Source organism: Cyanobacteriota bacterium (assembly GCA_025054735.1).
In the GTDB taxonomy this organism is placed as follows: Bacteria; Cyanobacteriota; Cyanobacteriia; order SKYG9; family SKYG9; genus SKYG9.
Window position 1 is genome coordinate 1 of the sequence record JANWZG010000007.1, and the last position, 20857, is coordinate 20857.

Below are 20857 nucleotides of genomic sequence, written 5' to 3' on the forward strand. Positions count from 1 at the left end.
TCAGCGCCGGGGGGGCTATTTTCCCAAATACCAACAACTATTGGAGGCTGTACCTGAGCTATTAGCAGACCACTACCCATTGCCATCCCTGCTGCACGGTGATCTGTGGTCAGGCAATGCTGCTATTACCCGCGATGGCGAACCGACAATTTTTGATCCTGCTACCTATCGGGGCGATCGTGAGGCTGATCTAGCCATGACAGAACTGTTTGGAGGGTTTCCTGCGGCATTTTACCAGGGCTACAATCGCGTATTTCCCCTAGAGCCGGGCTACCGTCAACGCAAGACGCTTTATAACCTGTATCACATCCTTAACCACTTCAATCTGTTTGGCGGTGGCTATGAGTCTCAGGCAAACCAGATGATTGCCCAGCTCTTAAGAGGCTGATCCCAGCCTTAAGAACAGCTATACCTAACAAGATAAGTCAAACCTTAACCCGCTATCGTGGTGTATCCTAGATGAGTTGCTTATTGTTGAGACTTACGCAGTGATGACGAACGCAGAACTGTTAGCAGCAGTTGATCCACTGGTGGCTGACCTGCTCCAGCAAGAGCTGCAACGCCAGCGTGACCATTTGGAGCTGATTGCTAGTGAAAACTTTACCTCAGCGGCAGTATTGGCAGCTCAGGGATCGGTGTTGACGAATAAATATGCTGAGGGCCTGCCTGGAAAGCGCTACTACGGTGGCTGTGGTGTGATTGACCAAGTGGAGCAGGTGGCTATTGATCGGGCCAAGCAACTCTTTGGAGCAGCCCATGCCAACGTACAGCCCCACTCTGGTGCCCAAGCTAACTTTGCTGTGTTCTTAGCCCTATTAGAACCAGGCGACACCATTATGGGCATGGATTTGTCCCACGGCGGACACCTCACCCATGGCTCACCTGTGAATGTCTCTGGCAAGTGGTTTCAGGTTCAACACTATGGCGTAAATCAGCAGACAGAGCGCTTAGATTTTGACCAGATTCGGGCATTAGCGCTGGAACATCGGCCTAAGCTATTAATCTGTGGCTATTCAGCCTATCCCCGGATGATTGACTTTGAAGCATTTCGAGCGATCGCCGATGAAGTTGGTGCCTACCTGTTGGCAGACATTGCCCACATTGCAGGTTTAGTTGCCACTGGTCATCACCCTAACCCTATTCCCTATTGCGATGTAGTCACTACCACCACCCATAAAACCCTGCGTGGCCCCAGAGGTGGTCTGATTTTGACCCGCGATGCTGAGCTAGGCAAAAAGTTGGACAAGGCTGTGTTTCCAGGAACCCAAGGTGGCCCCCTAGAGCACGTCATTGCTGCAAAAGCTGTTGCCTTTGGGGAAGCGCTGCAACCCGACTTTAAGACCTATTCTGCCCAAGTGATTGCCAACGCCAAGGCCATGGCTGCCCAGTTGCAACAACGGGGCTTTAAGCTAGTATCTGACGGTACAGACAATCACTTAATGCTAGTGGATTTACGCTCCATTGGGATGACTGGTAAGCAGGCTGATCAACTCGTGAGTACGGTGAATATTACGGCCAATAAGAATACTGTGCCGTTTGATCCGGCCTCTCCGTTTGTTACTAGTGGTCTACGTTTGGGGTCACCAGCGATGACAACTCGTGGCATGGGTACGGCTGAATTTACTGAGATTGCCAACATCATTGCCGATCGCCTGCTTGCTCCTGATGATGAGGCAGTAACAGCCGATTGTCTGCGTCGGGTTGCCGATCTGTGTAGTCAGTTCCCCCTATATCCTCACCTAGTTTCCACTCGGGCTGAGCAGATGGTGCGTGTTCCAGTGACTGCATAGCTCATGGTGCGTGTTCATGTTGTCATTACCGGCAAGGTGCAGGGTGTAGGCTATCGCTATCACACCCAGCGCTTTGCTGAGAGCTTGGGGTTAGCAGGGTGGGTACGTAACCTGCCCGATGGCCGAGTCGAGGCGGTCTTTGAGGGAGAGTCAGCACTAGTTGACCGTATGGTGGCTTGGTGTCACCAGGGATCTCCAGCAGCAATCGTCAGTGAGGTCACAGTAACACCAGAAACGCCTGAAGGTCTGGTAGGCTTTCAGATTCTCCGCTAGTTGGCCTCAAAGGGTATACCCCTAGGCGGCTGTGGTTTAAGAATAGCAGGCAATTCAGTTACAATGCGCTGAGCGACCTGCGTAGCAGTCTCATGTTCACTCACCTGTATACACAGATCAGCCTGGGCATAGAGAGCTTGTCGTTCGGTGTACAAACGTTGTAGTGTGCCCAATGGATCGGGAGTTTGCAGCAACGGACGGGTTTGGTCTTGACGAAGGCGCTGCCACAGGTGCTCAACCGGTACCGATAGCCATACCACGATGCCATGCTGAAGATAACTCCAGTTCATGCGCTCTAAGACAATCCCACCGCCAGTTGCGATCGTCAAATGCGTAAACGCAGCTACTTGACTTAATACCTGGGTCTCTACCTGCCGAAACACCAACTCTCCCTCTTGGGCAAAAATGTCACCAATGGTTCGCCTAGTCACCTGCTCAATCAGCACATCCGTATCCAAAAACCTATACCCCAACTGAGTTGCCAGCAGTTGCCCCACTGTGGTCTTGCCTGACCCCATCATGCCTATTAGATACAAATTAACTCCGTTTAGCAACTGTCTTGCGCTCTCCTACACGTTTCTATCTATTATTCTGGATAACGGTGACACTGTTCGTACTTATCCAACTAATTGTTTTATGGCTTTACCCTCTTGGCTCACGCCTAGCCATCTAATTATGTTCGGCCTAATTCTGGGATTCGCGATCGCCCATAGTGGGCTAGCTGCCCTGCGTCCCCATGGTGAAAAATTGCTCGGTGCCCGATTATATCGGGTGCTATTTGCTCTGGTGAGCTTGCCACTGGCCACTGTGATGATCATCTATTTTTTTCGCCATCGCTATGACGGGTTACAGCTTTGGCAAGTACAGGGAGTACCTGGAGTTCAGGCACTAGTTTGGGTATTGTCAGCAATCTCCTTCCTCTTTCTCTACCCAGCAACCTTCAACTTGTTAGAAATAGCTGCGATTCAAAAACCCACTGTACATCTCTACGAAACAGGGATCATCCGCATCACGCGGCACCCACAGATGGTTGGCCAAGTCATCTGGTGCCTTGCCCACACTCTATGGGTAGGGACAACATTCATGGTGATTACCTCAATCGGCTTAATTCTGCATCATTTGTTTGGCGTGTGGCATGGCGATCGTCGCCTCAAGCTCCGGTATGGTGAATCTTTTGAAACCTTGAAATCTCGCACTTCTGTCGTTCCTTTTCTGGCTATTGTGCGAGGCCAGCAAACCTTTAACTGGCGGGAATTTCTGCGGCCTGCCTACGGCGGCGTGGTGATTGCAGTGGCAATTTTCTGGTGGTTACATCCTGCTTTAATCCGTGCAACAAGTGCCATCGACTGGTAGCATGATCCCATAATGAAAATTTATAAAAACTGAGTAGGGATCATGGTTTCAGATATTAGTGACCAAACGTTCATAGATGAAGTTTTGCTGTCGCCGGTACCGGTTTTGGTTAATTTTTGGGCACCGTGGTGCGGGCTTTGCCGCCTGATTAGTCCAGTCCTGTCTAGTTTAGAAGCTGACATGGGGGGACTCATGAAGCTAGTGGATGTCAACGCTGATGAAAATTTAAAGTTGGCAAATACCTATCGATTGACAACGCTACCCACGCTGTTGCTGTTTGATGATGGCAAGTTGTTGTATCGTATTGACAGCTTTCATGGGCGCGATGACCTGCGAGCCACACTGAATAGGCTAATGCAACAATTCACTTACTCAGCATAGCGATCGCGACTAGCCAGTCTATTCTACTTCCAGCACAGTTTCTACTTTCGGGTATCATCAGTGGGCAGCAGTGAAGCAGGCAAATGCCTTGCTTGACAACTATACTGATGCCAGGAGAACGTCAGAATGAAGTTTGGACAATGGTTGGGGCTGATTGTAACCATAATCTCCCTCTATATTTTGTGGGAGATTCGGCAACTGATTCTGCTTCTGTTTGTAGCTGTAGTTTTTTCCACAGCTCTGAACCGTCCAACTCGTTGGCTGCAACGACTTCGCCTACAACGCAAAGTAGCAGCCATCATCTCCGTCACCAGTATTCTTTCGTTGCTTGTGGTGTTTTTTGCTACAATTATTCCTCCATTCCTGGAACAATTCCAACAGTTAGTTGAGCTAGTCCCCAGGGGATTTGAGGAGTTGCGTCAGGAGGTCGATCGCCTCACGGCTGGTATTCCAGGCGGTATTGACCAGTTTTTACCCACTAGCACTGCTTTGTTTCAGCAGTTTCAGCCCATAGCATCAGGACTCGCCAACAATTTCTTCAAGGTATTTTCTGGGTTCTTCAACGTTACTATCAGCATCCTGTTTGTGATTATGGTCACGATCATGCTGTTGATAGAACCAGACGCTTACCGTCGGCGGTTTCTGAAGCTAGTACCTTCTTTTTATCGGCATCGAGCCGACGAAATTTTAACCGCTTGCGAAGCCGATCTTGTGGGATGGATTGTCGGCGCCCTTATTAACATGGTTGTGATTGGGGTGACTAGTGGTATTGTTCTAACATTTTTGGGTGTAAGGCTTGTTTTGGCGAATGCCCTGCTTGCAGGTTTACTGGAAGCTATTCCTAATCTGGGGCCATTTTTGAGCACGGTGCCACCCGTTGCGATCGCGCTCTTAGATGCACCCCTCAAGGGTGTACTCGTGTTAGTTTCCTACATCATTATTCAAGTTTCAGAACAGTTCCTACTAGTGCCAGTCGTCATGGGGCAGCAGGTTTCTCTCTTGCCCGCTGTAACATTAATTGCCCAGTTTGCCTTTGCCTACTTCTTTGGTTTTCTAGGCTTGTTTTTAGCCATTCCTCTAGTTATCATCGTGCGAATTCTCGTGCGAGAAACCCTTGTGCGTGATGTTCTAGATCAATGGACAGCTAGCTTGGATGAGACCTTACCCGATGCGATACCAACAGATGATATATGCGAGCCATTTGCTGTACAACTAGCACTACCAGAGCCGAAAGCTGCTCCACCAGAGTCTGAGGAATTTGAAGCTGATGATAAAACTCCCTCTCCAGAAATGTGATGTTAGAGTCGCCTGCAACAGGTTGCGTTACAAGCATTTTGACTATTACCGTACATGACCACCGTGCATGACTTTTGAAGCAGAAATCTCCTTGAGGTGAACTCAACCATCGGAGGGGGAATCTTGAACCCAACAATCGGAGGGAAAGTCTAAGGCTGCACAGTCATTCATCAAGGAATTAACACTATGACCAAGAAATTATCTACTCTAGCGGGAATTGCTATAGCTTTGGGGCTTTCTGCTAGCATGTTGCCTACACTGACTATACCTGCTGTTGCCGAGCCAGGTATGATGCAACGATGGGGCAAGCCAGGCGATCGTATGGCGCAAGAACTCAATCTAACCCCCCAGCAACAAGAGCAAATTCGCCAAATTCGAGAGTCAGCAAGGCAACAGATGCAGTCAGTATTGACGGCTGAACAGCGTGCCCAACTAGAAGCCGCCCGTCAGCAAGGACGACGGCCTCCGCGCCTTAACCTAACTGAGCAACAACGGCAGCAGATGCAGCAAATTCGTGAATCTACCAAGCAAAAGATTGACGCAGTATTGACTCCAGAACAACGGGCACGGGCAGAGCAGTTACGGCAAGAGCGCCAACAGCGCCGTCAACAGCGTCGCGGAAGTGGTTTCTTAGTGCGTTAGTTTAAACCTCATGCTTTAGTTATACAATTCCTCAAACCATTGCTACAGATGGCTTGTAGTAAGGACTTAAGTCCTTACTACGAACTGACAGGTTATAGGCTAGCTTTTGGGGAAATGGGATTACATCCCTAGTTGCGTACTTTAGTGACGTATACCTGGATAAACCTTAATCAGCAGCATAGGTTGATAAGGCTATGTAATTAGCTTTCTGAGAATTGACCGCAACACTCACTCTAAGGGGGCTTTGCCCCCTCAATGTTTTGGGAAACTGGGATTACCATGCCCAAATAGCAGTCATCCCTATTTTTTTCTCTGCATTATGCTATTTTGCATACATACTTCGACTCCAGTGCCAAGAGCCTGCTGGGTCTTGCAGCAATTTTCATTTCAGATCTTAAATCACGATGAAGCAGACAAAGTTGATTCTCTAATCGCTTTAATAATCACCTCTTCAAGATGAGATAATGAGCAAACTGTCATCGAGAAAAGAGATGTCAACGCAGCACACCTATCCTCTGAAATGTCCGGAAGAACCATGATTGAATGTTTAGAGTCCAAATTTAGCATCTTGGACATTTTTGAATATTTGCTTACATGTTGTTGATAATCACCAGATTTTGCCTCAATCCAGAAGAAAGAACCATTCACACAACATATCAGGTCAAGTTCAAAGTCATCCCCATTAGGTAGAATGATTTGGGGATTTAGCAAATACGAGAAGATAATATCTTGCTCTAGTTCACTAGCTGCAATTTCAACACATCGTTTGACTGCCAACAATACAAAGCGCTCCAGCCACTTGCCAGAAAAGAAGCTATGGGCCTCTGGTATCGTCGCTGCTTTCGCTTTAATGAGGTATTGTGGAGATCTAAAATACCTGTACTCTTCAAGAAAGGCTATGCCATGCAGTCTGGTACAAAACTGACAGACGGTTCCTATGTCCCTTTGTGTATATTCCTTGAGGGACAGAAGAAATGAGTTTCCTTGGTTTACACTCCTCTTGATTTTCCCCAGTAGCTGACGCAAGCTACTATAATTTTCACCAAGAAATTTCGACAGTGAATTGATAACGTGGTCTGCTGGACTTTCTGCAGGTACAGCTCTAACTCTTATGTTGCGGCTAGCCAAAAAGTCCACAATAACTCTAGTGTCACTCTCAGTTTGTTGCTTTTCCTCTGTGGGTTTCTCTTCATTCTGATCCGTATCCAAGTCGAGATCAAGATCAGTGATGGTTTCTCCTAGCTGTGAAGTTGCATCTTCATTATCCTCTAATGAAACCTTATATTGCTGAAGTTCATTAATGCTTTGTTGCAATAACTCCCGTAAGTTTTGCAAACGCTCCAACTCATCCTTAAAGGCTAATAGCGATTTTTGGCTTTCTATTTCTAGCTCCGATCGATCGTGCTCTTGAGCTACTAGCTTTTGTCTACTAACTTGTGATTGAGTAACTAATGCTGACGTAGCAAAACCAGATGCTCCTGCTGCAATCCCAGCTATGCCTGATTGAAATACGGAACCACCAGCGGCAAGCACTACACCACCAACAATCACGCTGCCTGCAAGCAAAGGAATGTGGAACAGCAGTTGACTCATAGAGCTTTCTCTACCTTTTTGCTCAGATGTCAGCGTCAAGATGGCTACTATACCAAATGTAGGAAACCTCTACCACACAACTAGGCAAAGACAACTAGGCAGGTAAGTGGCTAAGTCCGTTAGCTGCTAAGGAATGCGCCCATGTTAGCACTAGGCTCTGCTAGGGTCAATATAAGTCAAGTGCTTGTGTGTGCAAGCATGGTAAGCATTAAAGCTAACATAGACTTAGACTCAACGTAGGTCTTGCTGACCAAGGATATGAAGTTGGATGAGGCGATCTTGTTTGCCAACCACCTGAAACGTTTAAGTCACTCTTGCCTTAGACGTCTCGCGAGCAAGCATAGCTATTCAATCGTTTTGCCATCTGGCATAACTGCGCCAAGCATCTGTGCCTTAGCTAAATTAGTCTGGTTAAGGTTAGCATTTAGGAGAACAGCCTCCTCAAGAATAACTTCACCCATATTAGCCCAGCTTAGATTAGCTCGGTACAAACTAGCTTTCCGCAAATTTGCCCCTCGCAGTGAGGTCCAACTTAAGTTAGCGCCCCGCAATTGGGCACTGGTCAAGTCAGCGTTACTAAGAATAGCGCTGCTAAATCGAGCACGACTGAGATCTGCCTCCTTCAGGATGACACCTTCCATTGCTGCTCCGTTTAGAATGGCTCCCGCTAAGTTAGCAGCATCCATAACAGCGTGGTTAAGAATAGCATTCGTCAAATTTGCGTGCTCCAAAATTGCTCTAGTTAAGATTGCCCCTGTTAAGTTAGCTCGGCTTAGGGTTGCTTCATTCAACTTGGCATGACTCAAGTCTGCGTTACGCAAACTCACCTCACTCATATTGGCTTCGCGCATGTCCACAGCAATTAGGTTGATATTGTCCATATGGACACCACGTAGATTGGCACCCCGTAGGTTAGCTTGACTAAGGTCAGAACCTGTTAGATCGACCCCAATTAAGTTAGCCTCTTGCAAGATAGCCCCCTGGAGGTTTGCTTCACACAGCTTTGCTTCACGCAGGTTGGTGCCTATTAAGTTAGCTCTGCTTAATCGAGCACCATGTAGGTTGGCACCTCGAAAATTAGCTTGGCTGAGATCGGCCTCGCTTAGGTTCACTCCAATTAGATCAGCATTGCGGAAGTCTCTTTCTCCATCTGCATAGCGCCTTAATAACTCTTCGATCCCCATGTCTGTTACTCACTCTGTAGATTGATAGCTGACCTAATTGGTTGGTTGTGCAACCTGTCAGGATGAAGTTGCAGATGTGCCCTGAGAATGAAACTATAACGATCGCACCAGATTATGTCTATGCTAATTGTAACCAACATCACTCAGCCTGAATCTTCACGCTTACGTTACTTGAGTCTAGCTGGCATTTGTTATTAAGTTAAGTATCTTTGTCTCCACGGTAATGATTAGGGGATAATGTTGAGGGTAGGTATGAATAACGGAAGTGACCAGAGTACTGGAGCTGAGTTGACAGGCACTTCTCTGAGTTAGATCACTGTTAGATCACTGGGTTGACGTGGGTGCAAGGTCTAGCTATCTTAATCAACGGCTCTGGGTCGCAGACTGTATTCAGCTACAGGCATTGAGGATGGGAATGTTGAATGGCAGATAATTTTCGGAGTAAAACCATTACTGAAGGTATTCAGCGATCGCCGAACCGCGCTATGCTCAGGGCGGTGGGCTTTCGTGATCAGGACTTTACAAAGCCGATCGTGGGTATAGCCAGTGGGTATAGCACTATCACACCCTGCAACATGGGAATCAACGACCTAGCGCTTCGAGCAGAGGCAGGAGTCTATGCAGCAGGGGCAATGCCACAACTGTTTGGCACTATTACCGTTAGTGATGGCATTTCCATGGGCACAGAAGGCATGAAGTATTCTCTGGTGTCGCGGGAAGTGATTGCTGACTCTATTGAGACTGCTTGTAATGCCCAGAGCATGGATGGCGTGGTAGCCATCGGAGGCTGCGACAAGAACATGCCCGGAGCCATGATAGCGATCGCTCGCATGAATATTCCTGCCATATTTGTCTATGGTGGCACGATTAAGCCTGGACATTACAACGGTAAAGACCTTACTATTGTCAGCGCCTTTGAGGCTGTTGGGCAATACAGTGCTGGAGTGATTGACTATGAGGAATTACTAGCTGTGGAGCGCCATGCTTGTCCAGGAGCTGGCTCCTGTGGTGGTATGTACACAGCAAACACCATGTCCTCTGCCTTTGAGGCTATGGGTATGAGCTTAATGTATTCCTCAACCATGGCAGCGGAGGATGCAGAAAAGGCTGAAAGTGCTGAATTGTCGGGTAAGGTTCTGGTTGAAGCCATTCGCAAGCAGATTTTGCCCAGCCAGATTTTGACCCGTAAGGCGTTCGAGAACGCGATCGCGGTGATTATGGCCGTAGGTGGTTCCACCAATGCTGTGTTGCATCTGTTAGCGATTGCCCATGCCATCAATGTTCCCCTTACACTGGATGACTTTGAAACCATTCGTGGTCGAGTGCCTGTCCTCTGTGATCTCAAGCCATCTGGTCAGTATGTCGCAACTGATTTGCATCGAGTTGGTGGTATTCCCCTAGTTATGAAGATGCTGCTTAATCATGGGTTGCTGCATGGAGATGCTCTGACTGTGACTGGGCAAACGATCGCCGAGCAACTTGCTGACGTACCTGATCATCCGCCTGCTGACCAAGCTGTAGTGCGCCCTTGGGATCAGCCCCTTTACAGCACCGGACACCTAGCTATATTACGTGGCAACTTAGCTACTGAAGGAGCTGTCGCTAAGATTTCTGGCGTAAAGCATCCCAAAATTACTGGCCCTGCACGAGTGTTTGAGTCGGAAGAAGATTGCTTAGAGGCGATCTTGGCGGGCAAAATCCGGGCTGGTGATATTCTCGTAATTCGCTATGAAGGGCCTAAGGGTGGACCTGGGATGCGCGAAATGCTGGCTCCTACTTCAGCCATTATTGGTGCTGGGCTAGGGGATGCTGTAGGGCTAATTACGGATGGTCGCTTTTCTGGGGGCACCTATGGTATGGTTGTAGGGCATGTTGCCCCAGAGGCAGCAGTAGGCGGCACCATTGCCTTAGTACAGGAAGGAGATGAAATTACGATTGATGCCCACGCACGATTGCTTCAGCTTAACGTCCCAGATGAAGAACTGGCTCAGCGCCGTGCAGCTTGGCATCCTCCTCAGCCGCGCTATACAAGAGGTGTGTTGGCCAAGTATGCCCAACTTGTATCTTCCAGTAGCCTAGGAGCAGTAACTGACCTAAACCTACCCTACGTCAATGCTCCTGCCGCAAATTCCCTATAGCTCTTACTCTATTGGGGTGCCTGTAGTTGCTTGATGTGGTACTGAGCATCGTTATAGCAGTTAATACGACCTGCATCTAGGCAGAGAGTTGCTGCTTTGTGAAGGTCGGATAGTGCGCCTTCTCGGTCATCTAGGTCGATCTTGGCAAGGGCACGATCGTAGTACACCAAGGCATGACTAGGTCTTAGCTCAATGGCCTTAGTGTAGTCTAAGATGGCACCTTGGTAATCCCCAAGGTCGTGACGGATGACCCCCCGGTTGTAGTACAAGTCAGCGTCATTTCGGTCTAGGTTAATGGCCGTGTTGAGGTCTTGCAGTGCCAGTTGAATTTTTCCCTGCCGTCGGTAGGACAGCCCTCGGTTTTGATAAGCAAACACATCATCTGGCTGCAAGTTGATGGCCTGAGTACAGTCTGAAATGGCCTTATCCTGCTCACCAATGTTGGAGTAAGACAGGCAGCGGTTAAGATAGGCAGCGCTAAGCTTGCCATCACGGGTAATGGCTTCTGTGTAGTCAGCTATCGCCCCTTGGTCATCTCCTAAGTCGGCTTTAGCGTTACCCCGCTTTACATAAACTGCTACTAGGTTAGCATCTAGTCCAATCGCTTCACTATAGTCACTAATGGCACTCTGGCGATCGCCCAACTCCATCCGCACATCACCCCGCAGATAGTAAGCAGTCGCATTCTTAGGATCAAGCTGAATAGCCTGAGTCAACCTAGAGAGTGCATCTCGTGGCTTTCCTTTCCGGAGATAGTCCTGCCCCTCTTTTATCAGCTTATCGACCGCGATCGCTTGCTCTGATATCCCCTGATTCGAGCTAGAGGATGGCTGACGTCCCTGAGAAGTAGTGCTATTAGTCGAGCTATTAGCACTGCTAAAGGCTGCAGGCAATTGTCTACCTAGCAATGCTAACACAGTACCACCAATCACCATCAGGGCCACTGCTCCCGCCAATAGAGGTAAGCTCAATAGCTTCGGTTCAGGGCTGGATGTAGCCTGGCTATCATCGTCTGACTCATCCACCATCAACTCTAGCTCTGGTTCAGTTGAGGTTAAATCCAGCACATCCTCTGAAGACTTAATGCTCTCTGAAGGAAGCTTGGTCGTCGCCAGAGCTTCCAAGTCATGCAGTACTTCATTTGCCGTCTGATAGCGCCGCATATGGTCAGGGTGTACCATGCGTTCCAGAATTCGCACCAGCGCTGGGCTAGCGTTGACACGGTTTTGCCAGCTTAGCTGCTCATCTAGTGTGCCATTCTGATGTTTTATCCGGCTCAAAACATTAACAGGCAGCCCAGAGAGTGCTTGAATAGCCACCATACCCAGGGCGTAAATGTCGCTGCTGAATTGAGGATGGCCATTCAGTTGTTCGATCGGGATATAAGTCGTTGAGGGGTGCATCATCAGATGCTGATAGGGTTGAGTTTGCGACTCTAGCAACTGACCACTAATTTTTCGGATCATGCCTGAGCCAGTTAACACGAGTTTATTGTCAGAGTGGCGGCGAATCAGTGTCGTCGGTTGAATACACTGGTGAATGACTAAGTGGCTGTGCATAAATGCCAGTGTTTTCAACGCATCGCACATGATTTCAATAACATACGGCTCATCCAACGGTTTATGCGGCTCTAACTCTTCCGACAATGGATGACCATCAATATATTCTTCAACCAGGTAGAAACTATCTTCGCCGTCAAAGTAGTCTAGAACACTAGGAATTTGGTCATGATTGTTAACAGCAGATAGCGACTCTAACGTGGCTCTAAGCATGTCATGGATGTATTTCAACACCTCAGAACCTTTGCTGTAAATCTGTAATCTGCGAACAATGCATTTTCGCGGGTCAGGAAACGAAATGTCCTCGGCCAAGTAGGTTTGCCCGAACATTCCAGCGCTGAAATTGTCGATGATCCGGTAGCGATTGTTCAATATCTCACCAATCATGGCATTGCTCCAGCTTGTTGGGTCAATTATGACACGACTCCCAAAATCCGGCAGGCGAATACTTGTTCGCTAATTGACTAGTAGAGTGTGAACTATCGCCAGTTTTAAGAGAGATTGTTACTCATCACCTGTTAACTCTACACTGCTTACCACCGATTGCTTATCCGCCATCCAACTGGGAATGTAGCGCCCTTCACCTTGGTAACTCCATGCAACACCGTCTGGATCTAGGTCTTGACTCCAAGAGCCAAAGTCGGCCCGATGGCGATGTCGAACAAGCGTGCGAGCATGTACCCCCAGTCGCTTTGCCAGCTTGCGCCCAGAGAGAGGCCGATTACTAGGAATTTCTTCTTCGATCGCCAGTGCCAGATACAATTGCCATACCACAAGAACGCTTAGCCATGCCAATAACACGACTGCCTCTGGGCGTTGCAGCAGCGATTTAGTATCCACAGCAGCTACACCTCGTAAAGCCTCGGCTAGTTCTCGCAAGCTAGACGATCGAGAGCGAGATGTCGATGATGTTGATCTAGCAGTTGATCTAGCATCAGAGTCGGCTGATGTTGTCGCATTAGCCTCCTTAGGGATTGTTGGAACTGAAGAGCCAGTTTCCCATGGATCAGGCAGATTAACACTATCAGGTGCAGTCATGGACATTGGCTCCGATAGGGAATGGGCAGCAGCGGGCAAGTCAGGTTCTGGAGTTGATTCGACAGCAGTTAACGACTCAACTGCCGTCTCCGGGACAGATTCTTCAGCAGCTTGGAGCAATGTTGGCTCAGATAAAGTACCCATCTCCCGGAGTAACGTCACAGGAGTGCTAGACTCCGTTAAGGATGATGCTTCAGTAGACACAGTTGATGGCAACGGTTCATCCGTAGCCTCCTCCCCAGCCGATGATGAGAGATCTGCTGTATCCAGTCGAGTGCTTTTCAAATCCGCCTCTAAGGCTAGCAGATCTGACGTGGAAATTGGAACACAATTTGCATCATGATCATAGCTGGCAGTAGCATTAGGCGGCGTGTCATCTACAGCCACAGGGGTCGCTGGCGTTGATGCCATCAATTCAGCAGCTAGATTTGCTAATGCACCTTCACCTAGGTTCCCCAAGGCAGCATCACCTGTCATCTCATCTGAGTCCGATGCTGTCGCAGGAGACAATGGAGTTGTTAGAGCTGTTGATACAGTAGCTTCTGGTTGAACTAATTCTGCTGCCCTATCAGGCATGGGCAAGCGATCTAGCTCGATCGTTTGCTGCCATAGAGCCTTGCGTTCCCCTATTTTGCGCCCAAAAATCATCAACGTGCTGACGGTCGCAAGATGTAGTTGACTGATCTGTTCCTCAATCATCGCTGCCATCATCTGCTGTTGGGGCACCTTCGCCGCTTCCAGCAAGATATAAAGGCAAGCATCTCGCTGGGTAACCCTAACCGTCAAGCCATCAATAGCAAGACAACGACTCAACAGCATACTAATTGCTCTGAAATCACCTTGCTTTGCCCGCGCTAACACATCTGCTTGAGACATGACCTTTGACTTTAGTCCAACACGAGAGTGACACCAGTTCTTCACACTTAGCCATAGCCTTACATGAGGAATAGGACAACACTGCTGAGCGACATGCTAAGTGATGACTGAGGAATTCTATCTAGCAACACCAGACACGTCTATCTTACCTGGTAAGTAACGCGACTTAGTAAGGAATACAACCTCAGCCGTTGGTAGCGTTAGACATTTGGTTCTGCTCGTTGATGTTCAGCCTTTCACTGCCCCACCTGTTAACCCTTGAACAATACGGCGCTGGAAGATCAGCACTAGCACAACTAGGGGAAAGGTGCTGACGATCGTGGCGGCTGCCAATGGCCCATAGGGAATGTCAAACACTGTAGCCCCCGCCAATTGAGAAGCTGCAACAGGGGTTGTCTTCAGGGTTTCACGAGTAATAAATGTTAACGCAAAAATAAACTCATTCCAAGCAAAGATAAACGCGAGAATTCCAGTAGTGACTAGGGCCGGAACGGTTAGGGGCAGTAAAATCTGAATCAGCAGTTGCCAAGTATTGTAACCATCAATACGGGCTGCATCTTCCAAATCTGGAGGGAGTTGCTGGAAGAAACTGCGCATTACCAAAATCGTCAGCGGCAGGTTAATGGCAGTATAGGGAATGATCAACGCCAGATAGTTATTCCCTAAGCCAATTGCCTTGACAATTTCCAACAATCCTAAAAACAACAGCACATAGGGAAATAATGTGACGATCAAGATACCAGCCAGGATTGCTCCCTGCCCTCGCAGATTAAACCGAGTTAGGGCATAGGCAGCAGGAGTGCCCAAGGTGAGGCAGAGCAGGGTAGATATGAGCGCCACCAGCCCACTATTCACTAAGTAAAGTCCGAAAGGACGGCGGCTGAATAACTCTTGATAGTGGCTGAAGGTGAAGCGATTCGGCAGATAGATAGCAGGCACTGCCTCAATATCAGCATTGACCTTGATAGAAGTAAGCAATTGCCACAACACAGGCAATAGACAGAAGCAGACAATCAGGCAAATCGCTCCCCATAGCAGCAGGTTGGCAGTAAGCCGACGCATTGCAAACTTCATAACGGCTGAATACTAGCTAGATAGCCGTCCATAAAACTATCCGCTCCCACTGGGAGGCAACCTGCCTAAAGTGGGAGCGGTCTAGTGGGTTCACAGTTGGAACCTAACTGTTAGGAGAACTACCGCCTGCTTAAGTCCCTCCGGTAATCAAGCCCGCAAGGACTCAGCCAGCAAGTAGCTAGCCCTAATACTCAGTTGGCTACCTCCAACAAAAAACCCAGGCATTTACTACTTTCTACCATGGGCATCACCTCCTGTATCCCTAAACGGCAGTATCTCTCTCGTGCGTCCACAGTAACACTATGGACAGACCAGGCAGTGGGTTACAGAATGCTTGCAACCTGTGTCTACTATAACACGACCATTATCTGGCATCCAACAAAAATTCTGTTTTGCATCGAGGCATAGTTGAGGTTGCAGGAGGCAACCTAGGTCACCAACCTTTGGCTCAATCTAGACCCTCAAAATTTCACTAGCCGCACGTAGACCAGACAGATAGGCACCATGAGCAGTACCAAAATAGTCTTGCTCAGAGGCTTCACCTGCGAAAAACACTGATTTACCTAAGGGTGCAGCAAGCTCTTGACGCATCTTCGGCACTGTACCAACAGAATTGTAGGAATAGGAACCCCGTGAAAATGGATCCGTAGCCCAGCGAGTCAATTGATAGTCGATCGGTTCAGGTATGCTAGCTCCGTAGATCGTCCTCAGAGTCTGCATAGCGCTGGCAACAATTTGTTGATCTGGCCATGATTCTATTTCTCTTCCCCTGTCAGCAGCATTAAAGCCTAGCAGTACAGATACATTAGCTACCCGCTTGAAACTTAGCCATTCTGTCCATTCACCATGACGCTCTGGAACATATTGCAACCAATCGACACCAGTTGGCCAAAAAGCCCTAGGAAATCGAAGATAACATTTGTTCAAGACTCCCATGCCTAGTTTGGCGATTGCAGTTTGCTTGCTCTGTGGCAACTCAGGAGTAAACCGTACTTGCTTAGCTTGCAAAACCCCAAGTGGCAGCGTAACAACAACATGGTCGGCAATCAATTCAGTTGCTTGGGTCACTACCCGAACAGGCTCCTGACCCCATCGAATCTCCTTCACCACCTGACCTAATTCAATCCGTAACCCCTGTGCCAAAAATTCTGGGATGACTCTAAATCCCTGAGCAAACAGGGCCTCATCTCCATCAAACGCTTTGTCACTGTTATACCAATGGGCAGAGAGCCGCTGGGCACTTCCCGAATACTCATGCTCAAGTTCACTGCTCAGAATAAAGTTTGTAAGTTGGTATGCTTCCGAAGCCCAATTAAACTGGCTAGTCAATGGTTCGATCGCCTGCCGAATGGAAACATCAGTATCCCTACTCTGAAGCTTCCTCAAGGCTGCATACAGTTGTTGCCTTAACCTCTCTAAGCGGATCTCTTCTGCCTGAGAGAGTAGCTGTCCTGAAGCGTTGTAGATTACTGCCCTGTCATAGCTAGTGACAAGCAGCCTAGCCTTGATTTGTTCGGCCAAATCCGTCAGAGGATTGCCTTGGGTTCCATGTATCCACGATGCACCAAAATCTAAGGGCACATCGGGCCACTCAGTACTTGTCCAAACTCGACCGCCAATACGTTGACGAGCTTCGACGACAACGACATCGTGGCCTTGCTTGTGCAATTCCCGTGCTGCCGCAAGACCTGCTAACCCCGCACCAACTATCACAATACGCTTCTGGTTGGCTGCTGCCCAATACTGCTGTTGTGACTCTTTACCACAGGCCCTCTCTACCAAAGCTATCAATGCCAAGCCAACGATCTCTAGAAAGTCTCGCTTACGCACAGGTGAACCTCTCAAGTTGCTACCCTAACCTTGTCATTGTGCATAGGTGCTACTGCACGAAACATTCCAGCAGAATCAGTGACAGCACTCATCGGCTGCGCCACGGAGTACACTAGGGCAACTATCTGTCTCCTTAGCGTATGCTCTTGCCTTGCAGGGAAGCAAGCACGGCATTGCAGCAATTAATTTGCCTAGCCACCTCGCTTTAAAGCTAGTTCAACTTGGTTGAGTTCCTGGGTAAGTCGAGCCTTCAACTTTTGGGGAATGGGACGGTTGGGGTAAGAGCTATAGTGCCCTGCTAGGCCATTTAGGGCAGTGCGCATGGTGGTATAGGATTGCAATTTAAGAAGACTATCATCGCGCCGATACCGAGATGCATAGTCGTTCATTTGTTGACGTACTTTTTGTTGAATAGCAGCCCGATCAGGAGAATCCGCGGTCACGTCGATCGCAGCTCGCATCGCACTAACTACCGCTAAGGTGTCATCCCGGTAGTTGCCAGTCAGTCCACCACTTGAGGCTCCACAGCTCGTCAAGCCCAGAACAGCAACCAAAATCAGAGCTAGCACAGCAGACAAGTAGCGTTTCATAGTTAAGTGTGTGGTTAAAAATTCACAAGAATGTAGTTATCGTAACTGGATTTGGGGACAGGGATCAAATTTTTCGCCCCCAAGGGGATCGATCACTGGTAGTCTGTTGGTAGGTTGTGAAGAAATAGGCGCTAAGCGCTCGTGATCTGTTAGGGCGCTGCATGGCCTGATCTGTTGAGCATTTGCTTTCAGTTATTCCACCACAATCGTTCTTGCTATCCTGTCCACTTGAGCACTGAAGCCGTTGAGAATATAGAGGAAGCCATGGCTGTTGCAACCACCCAATCTTTAGAAGAGTTATGTGTTAATTCGATTCGATTCTTGGCAATCGATGCTGTTGAAAAAGCAAAGTCTGGTCACCCTGGGCTGCCAATGGGAGCTGCACCGATGGCATTTGTCCTATGGGACAAGTTCATGCGTGTGAACCCCAAAAATACCAAGTGGTTTAACCGCGATCGGTTCGTGTTATCGGCTGGTCACGGCTGCATGTTGCAGTACGCCCTAATGTATCTTTCTGGATACGACAGCGTAACCCTTGACGAGATCAAAAATTTCCGTCAGTGGGGGTCGAAAACCCCTGGTCACCCAGAAAATTTTGAAACCGATGGCATTGAGGTCACCACTGGCCCTCTTGGTCAGGGGATCGCCAATGCGGTAGGACTAGCCATGGCAGAGGCACATCTCGCGGCGCGCTTTAATAAGCCAGACCTAACCTTGGTAGATCACTACACCTACGTGATTTTGGGAGACGGCTGCAATATGGAGGGTGTTTCCGGTGAAGCCTGCTCCCTAGCAGGGCACTTAGGCTTAGGCAAGCTGATTGCCCTCTATGACGATAACCATATTTCTATTGATGGCTCCACAGAAATTGCCTTTACAGAAGATGTGTCTAAGCGGTTTGAGGCCTATGGTTGGCATGTACAACACGTAGCAGATGGTAATACTGACTTGGCGGCAATTGAAGCTGCGATCGCGGCAGCCAAAGCGGTGACAGATAAGCCCTCTTTGATTAAAGTGACCACAACAATTGGGTATGGCGCTCCTAACAAGCAAAACACAGGTGGGGTGCATGGCGCTCCCCTGGGAGCAGAGGAAAACAAGCTGACTCGTGAAAACTTGGGCTGGCCCTATGATCCCTTTGTAGTTCCCGAAGAGGCCTTGGCTCATATGCGTAAGGCGATCGAACGCGGTGCCAGCCTAGAGGCGGAATGGCAAGAAACCTGGGCACAGTACAAAACCAAGTATCCACAGGAGGCCGCAGAGTTTGAGCGTTTGCTCAGCGGTAAGCTACCCGATGGCTGGGACAAAGTGCTCCCTACCTACAGCCCAGAAGACAAACCACTTGCTTCTCGCAAGCACTCCGAGATTTGCCTGAATGCTTTAGCTTCCGTTCTGCCCGAATTGTTTGGGGGTTCTGCTGACCTCACTCACTCTAACTTAACGGAATTAAAGGGTGCAGGCGACTTCCAAAAGGGACAGTATCAAAACCGCAATATTCGGTTTGGGGTGCGAGAGCACGCTATGGGAGCTATCTGTAACGGTATTGCTCTCCACGGTTCTGGCTTAATTCCCTACGGTGCGACGTTTCTGGTGTTCACTGACTACATGCGGGCAGCAATTCGGCTGTCTGCCCTGTCGCATTGCGGTGTCATCTGGGTGATGACTCATGACTCTGTTGCTTTGGGTGAAGATGGGCCGACTCACCAGCCTGTGGAAACGATCGCATCCCTACGGGCCATTCCTCAATTGACGGTACTGCGCCCTGCCGATGGCAACGAAACCTCTGGTGCCTACAAGATAGCTGTTGAGAATGCCAAAAAGAATCGTCCTACTCTGTTGGCACTGACCCGTCAGGGATTGCCCAACTTGGCTGGGTCTTCTATTGCCGCTGTGGCCAAGGGAGCCTACGCTATTGTGGATTGTGATGGTACTCCAGACATCATTCTAATTGCCACTGGCTCAGAGGTTGGACTTTGCGTTAAAGCAGCCGAGCAACTAACCGACAGGAAGGTGCGCGTAGTATCCATGCCTAGTTGGGATTTATTCGAGGCTCAGGACGCGGCTTATAGAGAGTCAGTTCTGCCCAAAGCAGTCACCAAGCGCTTAGTGGTTGAGGCTGGCACTAGCTTTGGTTGGCACAAATACATGGGCGATGGCGGCGATATCATTAGCATTGATCGGTTTGGAGCCTCTGCCCCTGGCAACATCTGCCTAGAAAAATTCGGCTTCACCGTTGAAAACGTTGTTGCTAAGGCTAAAGCCCTGCTGAGCTAGTCATTCTTGCTTCCACTGGTAACCGAGCCGACTCTCTGTGGTTGGCTCTAGCCTTGTTGTGCTGATTTGCAGGTCGCAGTAGCCAGAAAAGGTGGGGATAGCATTCAAAGTCCTCCCCAGAGATAGGCTTTAGGGGATCTGTTGACAAGCACGTTTCATCTGCTTTCCAATCATTTACTTTCCAGTACTTTCCAGTCATATGGAATGCCTCGATCCAGATAATGTCTCAATCCAGATCTTGAGTTTCTGCCCGGCTAGGTTTTTATTGGTTAACTCCTGTTCTTGGTGGGCAATGTAAGTATTGCAAAAGTCGTTGATGTAAGTAACGGTTTCCAAGATCTCGTGTCCACCCTGAAACTGCAACTGAGTCTTTAAGGCTTCAAATACACTGCCGATTCTTGTGGTGTCATTGAGAGGGTAGTCTAGACACGATCGCAGTAAGCCAATGAGTGACAAGCCATGATTGAACACCCATGATTGACCACCCATGTCCGTTTCAGATTTTGTGCCCATTTGCGGTACTAGTCTTCTAATTTACAGTTAACGCTGCCCAAATAGGGAAGCCTTCTGATCTCCACGGTCGCAGGCATCTCTGGTTGCAATCGCCGTACCAGGTAGAGATAGTGTCATTTTCCCTCAACCCCCAGTTCCCTTCTTCTCCTCTTTTGGTAAAAGGGGAGGCAACTAGTTTCGGTTGCCTCAGCCAAACTACGCTAGTCTCCCCAGGCAGAAGAGGTTATTCCTCTGAACCAAATACTTCATCCTCAATGCCAACCCACCATTCGCCCAAGTTCATCAAATCTTGGTGAATTTCAGCCAACTCCTGCTCATACTCTTCTGGAGTTAGCATTTCCTTTTTCTCTTGCAACTTTTTTAGGCGTAATAGACCTAGCAACCAAGGCTTAGAAATGCCGTCGATTGACTCAATGTAGCGAGCTAGGGTTTGACTATCGATGTGGTTGTCCA

Annotated in this window: 19 protein-coding genes; 9 read left to right on the plus strand and 10 right to left on the minus strand. The window is 48.7% G+C overall.

Annotated elements, in window-relative coordinates:
• The 3 genes from NZ772_00815 to NZ772_00825 all read left to right on the plus strand — a co-directional run.
• A partial coding sequence (locus NZ772_00815) for a fructosamine kinase family protein (GenBank protein ID MCS6812108.1) occupies positions 1-388 on the plus strand: 388 nt, incomplete at its 5' end.
• 103 nt (positions 389-491) lie between these two features.
• The gene (locus NZ772_00820; GenBank protein ID MCS6812109.1) at positions 492-1790 is read left to right on the plus strand and encodes a serine hydroxymethyltransferase; all 1299 of its coding nucleotides are present in this window, start codon (positions 492-494) and stop codon (positions 1788-1790) included.
• 3 nt (positions 1791-1793) lie between these two features.
• Positions 1794-2063, plus strand: coding sequence for an acylphosphatase (locus tag NZ772_00825; protein MCS6812110.1), 270 nt, complete (start codon positions 1794-1796; stop codon positions 2061-2063).
• Here the strand turns inward: NZ772_00825 and NZ772_00830 are convergent.
• On the minus strand, positions 2060-2584 hold the full coding sequence (locus NZ772_00830; GenBank protein ID MCS6812111.1) for a shikimate kinase: 525 nt from the start codon (positions 2582-2584) through the stop codon (positions 2060-2062). The two genes, NZ772_00825 and NZ772_00830, sit on opposite strands and share 4 nt — an antisense overlap.
• Before the next feature lie 115 nt (positions 2585-2699).
• Between NZ772_00830 and NZ772_00835 the strand changes: the two genes are divergently transcribed.
• The 4 genes from NZ772_00835 (at position 2700) to NZ772_00850 (ending at position 5735) form a co-directional block, all read left to right on the plus strand.
• Positions 2700-3416, plus strand: a complete 717-nt coding sequence (locus NZ772_00835) for an NnrU family protein (GenBank protein ID MCS6812112.1) — start codon at positions 2700-2702, stop codon at positions 3414-3416.
• Between the two features lie 42 nt (positions 3417-3458).
• Positions 3459-3797 carry a thioredoxin domain-containing protein gene (locus NZ772_00840; GenBank protein ID MCS6812113.1) on the plus strand — a complete coding sequence of 113 codons (339 nt, stop codon included), beginning with the start codon at positions 3459-3461 and terminating at the stop codon, positions 3795-3797.
• A 126-nt stretch (positions 3798-3923) separates the two neighbouring features.
• On the plus strand, positions 3924-5093 hold the full coding sequence (locus tag NZ772_00845; GenBank protein MCS6812114.1) for an AI-2E family transporter: 1170 nt from the start codon (positions 3924-3926) through the stop codon (positions 5091-5093).
• Between the two features lie 186 nt (positions 5094-5279).
• Positions 5280-5735, plus strand: a complete 456-nt coding sequence (locus NZ772_00850) for a Spy/CpxP family protein refolding chaperone (protein ID MCS6812115.1) — start codon at positions 5280-5282, stop codon at positions 5733-5735.
• A gap of 399 nt (positions 5736-6134) precedes the next feature.
• Here the strand turns inward: NZ772_00850 and NZ772_00855 are convergent, their stop codons facing one another.
• Positions 6135-7367 (minus strand): coiled-coil domain-containing protein 30, encoded by a 1233-nt coding sequence (locus tag NZ772_00855; GenBank protein MCS6812116.1) that lies wholly within the window; start codon positions 7365-7367, stop codon positions 6135-6137.
• A 305-nt stretch (positions 7368-7672) separates the two neighbouring features.
• On the minus strand, positions 7673-8512 hold the full coding sequence (locus tag NZ772_00860) for a pentapeptide repeat-containing protein (protein MCS6812117.1): 840 nt from the start codon (positions 8510-8512) through the stop codon (positions 7673-7675).
• Between the two features lie 422 nt (positions 8513-8934).
• Here NZ772_00860 and ilvD point away from each other — a divergent pair, with 422 nt between their 5' ends.
• Positions 8935-10650, plus strand: coding sequence for a dihydroxy-acid dehydratase (gene ilvD / locus NZ772_00865; GenBank protein ID MCS6812118.1), 1716 nt, complete (start codon positions 8935-8937; stop codon positions 10648-10650).
• Between the two features lie 8 nt (positions 10651-10658).
• Here ilvD and NZ772_00870 read toward each other — a convergent pair whose 3' ends face one another.
• From NZ772_00870 to psb27, 5 genes are all read right to left on the minus strand, one after another.
• Complete coding sequence (locus NZ772_00870; protein MCS6812119.1) at positions 10659-12596, minus strand: tetratricopeptide repeat protein; 1938 nt, start codon at positions 12594-12596, stop codon at positions 10659-10661.
• A gap of 117 nt (positions 12597-12713) precedes the next feature.
• Complete coding sequence (locus NZ772_00875; protein MCS6812120.1) at positions 12714-14123, minus strand: hypothetical protein; 1410 nt, start codon at positions 14121-14123, stop codon at positions 12714-12716.
• Positions 14124-14351: 228 nt separating this feature from the next.
• Positions 14352-15197 (minus strand): carbohydrate ABC transporter permease, encoded by an 846-nt coding sequence (locus NZ772_00880; GenBank protein MCS6812121.1) that lies wholly within the window; start codon positions 15195-15197, stop codon positions 14352-14354.
• A gap of 453 nt (positions 15198-15650) precedes the next feature.
• Positions 15651-17027, minus strand: a complete 1377-nt coding sequence (locus NZ772_00885) for an FAD-dependent oxidoreductase (protein MCS6812122.1) — start codon at positions 17025-17027, stop codon at positions 15651-15653.
• 191 nt (positions 17028-17218) lie between these two features.
• Complete coding sequence (psb27, locus tag NZ772_00890; GenBank protein MCS6812123.1) at positions 17219-17617, minus strand: photosystem II protein Psb27; 399 nt, start codon at positions 17615-17617, stop codon at positions 17219-17221.
• Positions 17618-17881: 264 nt separating this feature from the next.
• Between psb27 and tkt the strand changes: the two genes are divergently transcribed.
• Positions 17882-19891 carry a transketolase gene (tkt, locus tag NZ772_00895; protein ID MCS6812124.1) on the plus strand — a complete coding sequence of 670 codons (2010 nt, stop codon included), beginning with the start codon at positions 17882-17884 and terminating at the stop codon, positions 19889-19891.
• Between the two features lie 195 nt (positions 19892-20086).
• Here tkt and NZ772_00900 read toward each other — a convergent pair whose 3' ends face one another.
• Both NZ772_00900 and NZ772_00905 read right to left on the minus strand, forming a co-directional pair.
• A complete protein-coding gene (locus tag NZ772_00900) occupies positions 20087-20404 on the minus strand; it encodes a hypothetical protein (protein ID MCS6812125.1) in 318 nt (105 codons plus the stop codon).
• A gap of 223 nt (positions 20405-20627) precedes the next feature.
• Positions 20628-20846 (minus strand): hypothetical protein, encoded by a 219-nt coding sequence (locus NZ772_00905; protein MCS6812126.1) that lies wholly within the window; start codon positions 20844-20846, stop codon positions 20628-20630.
• Positions 20847-20857 lie beyond the last annotated feature (11 nt).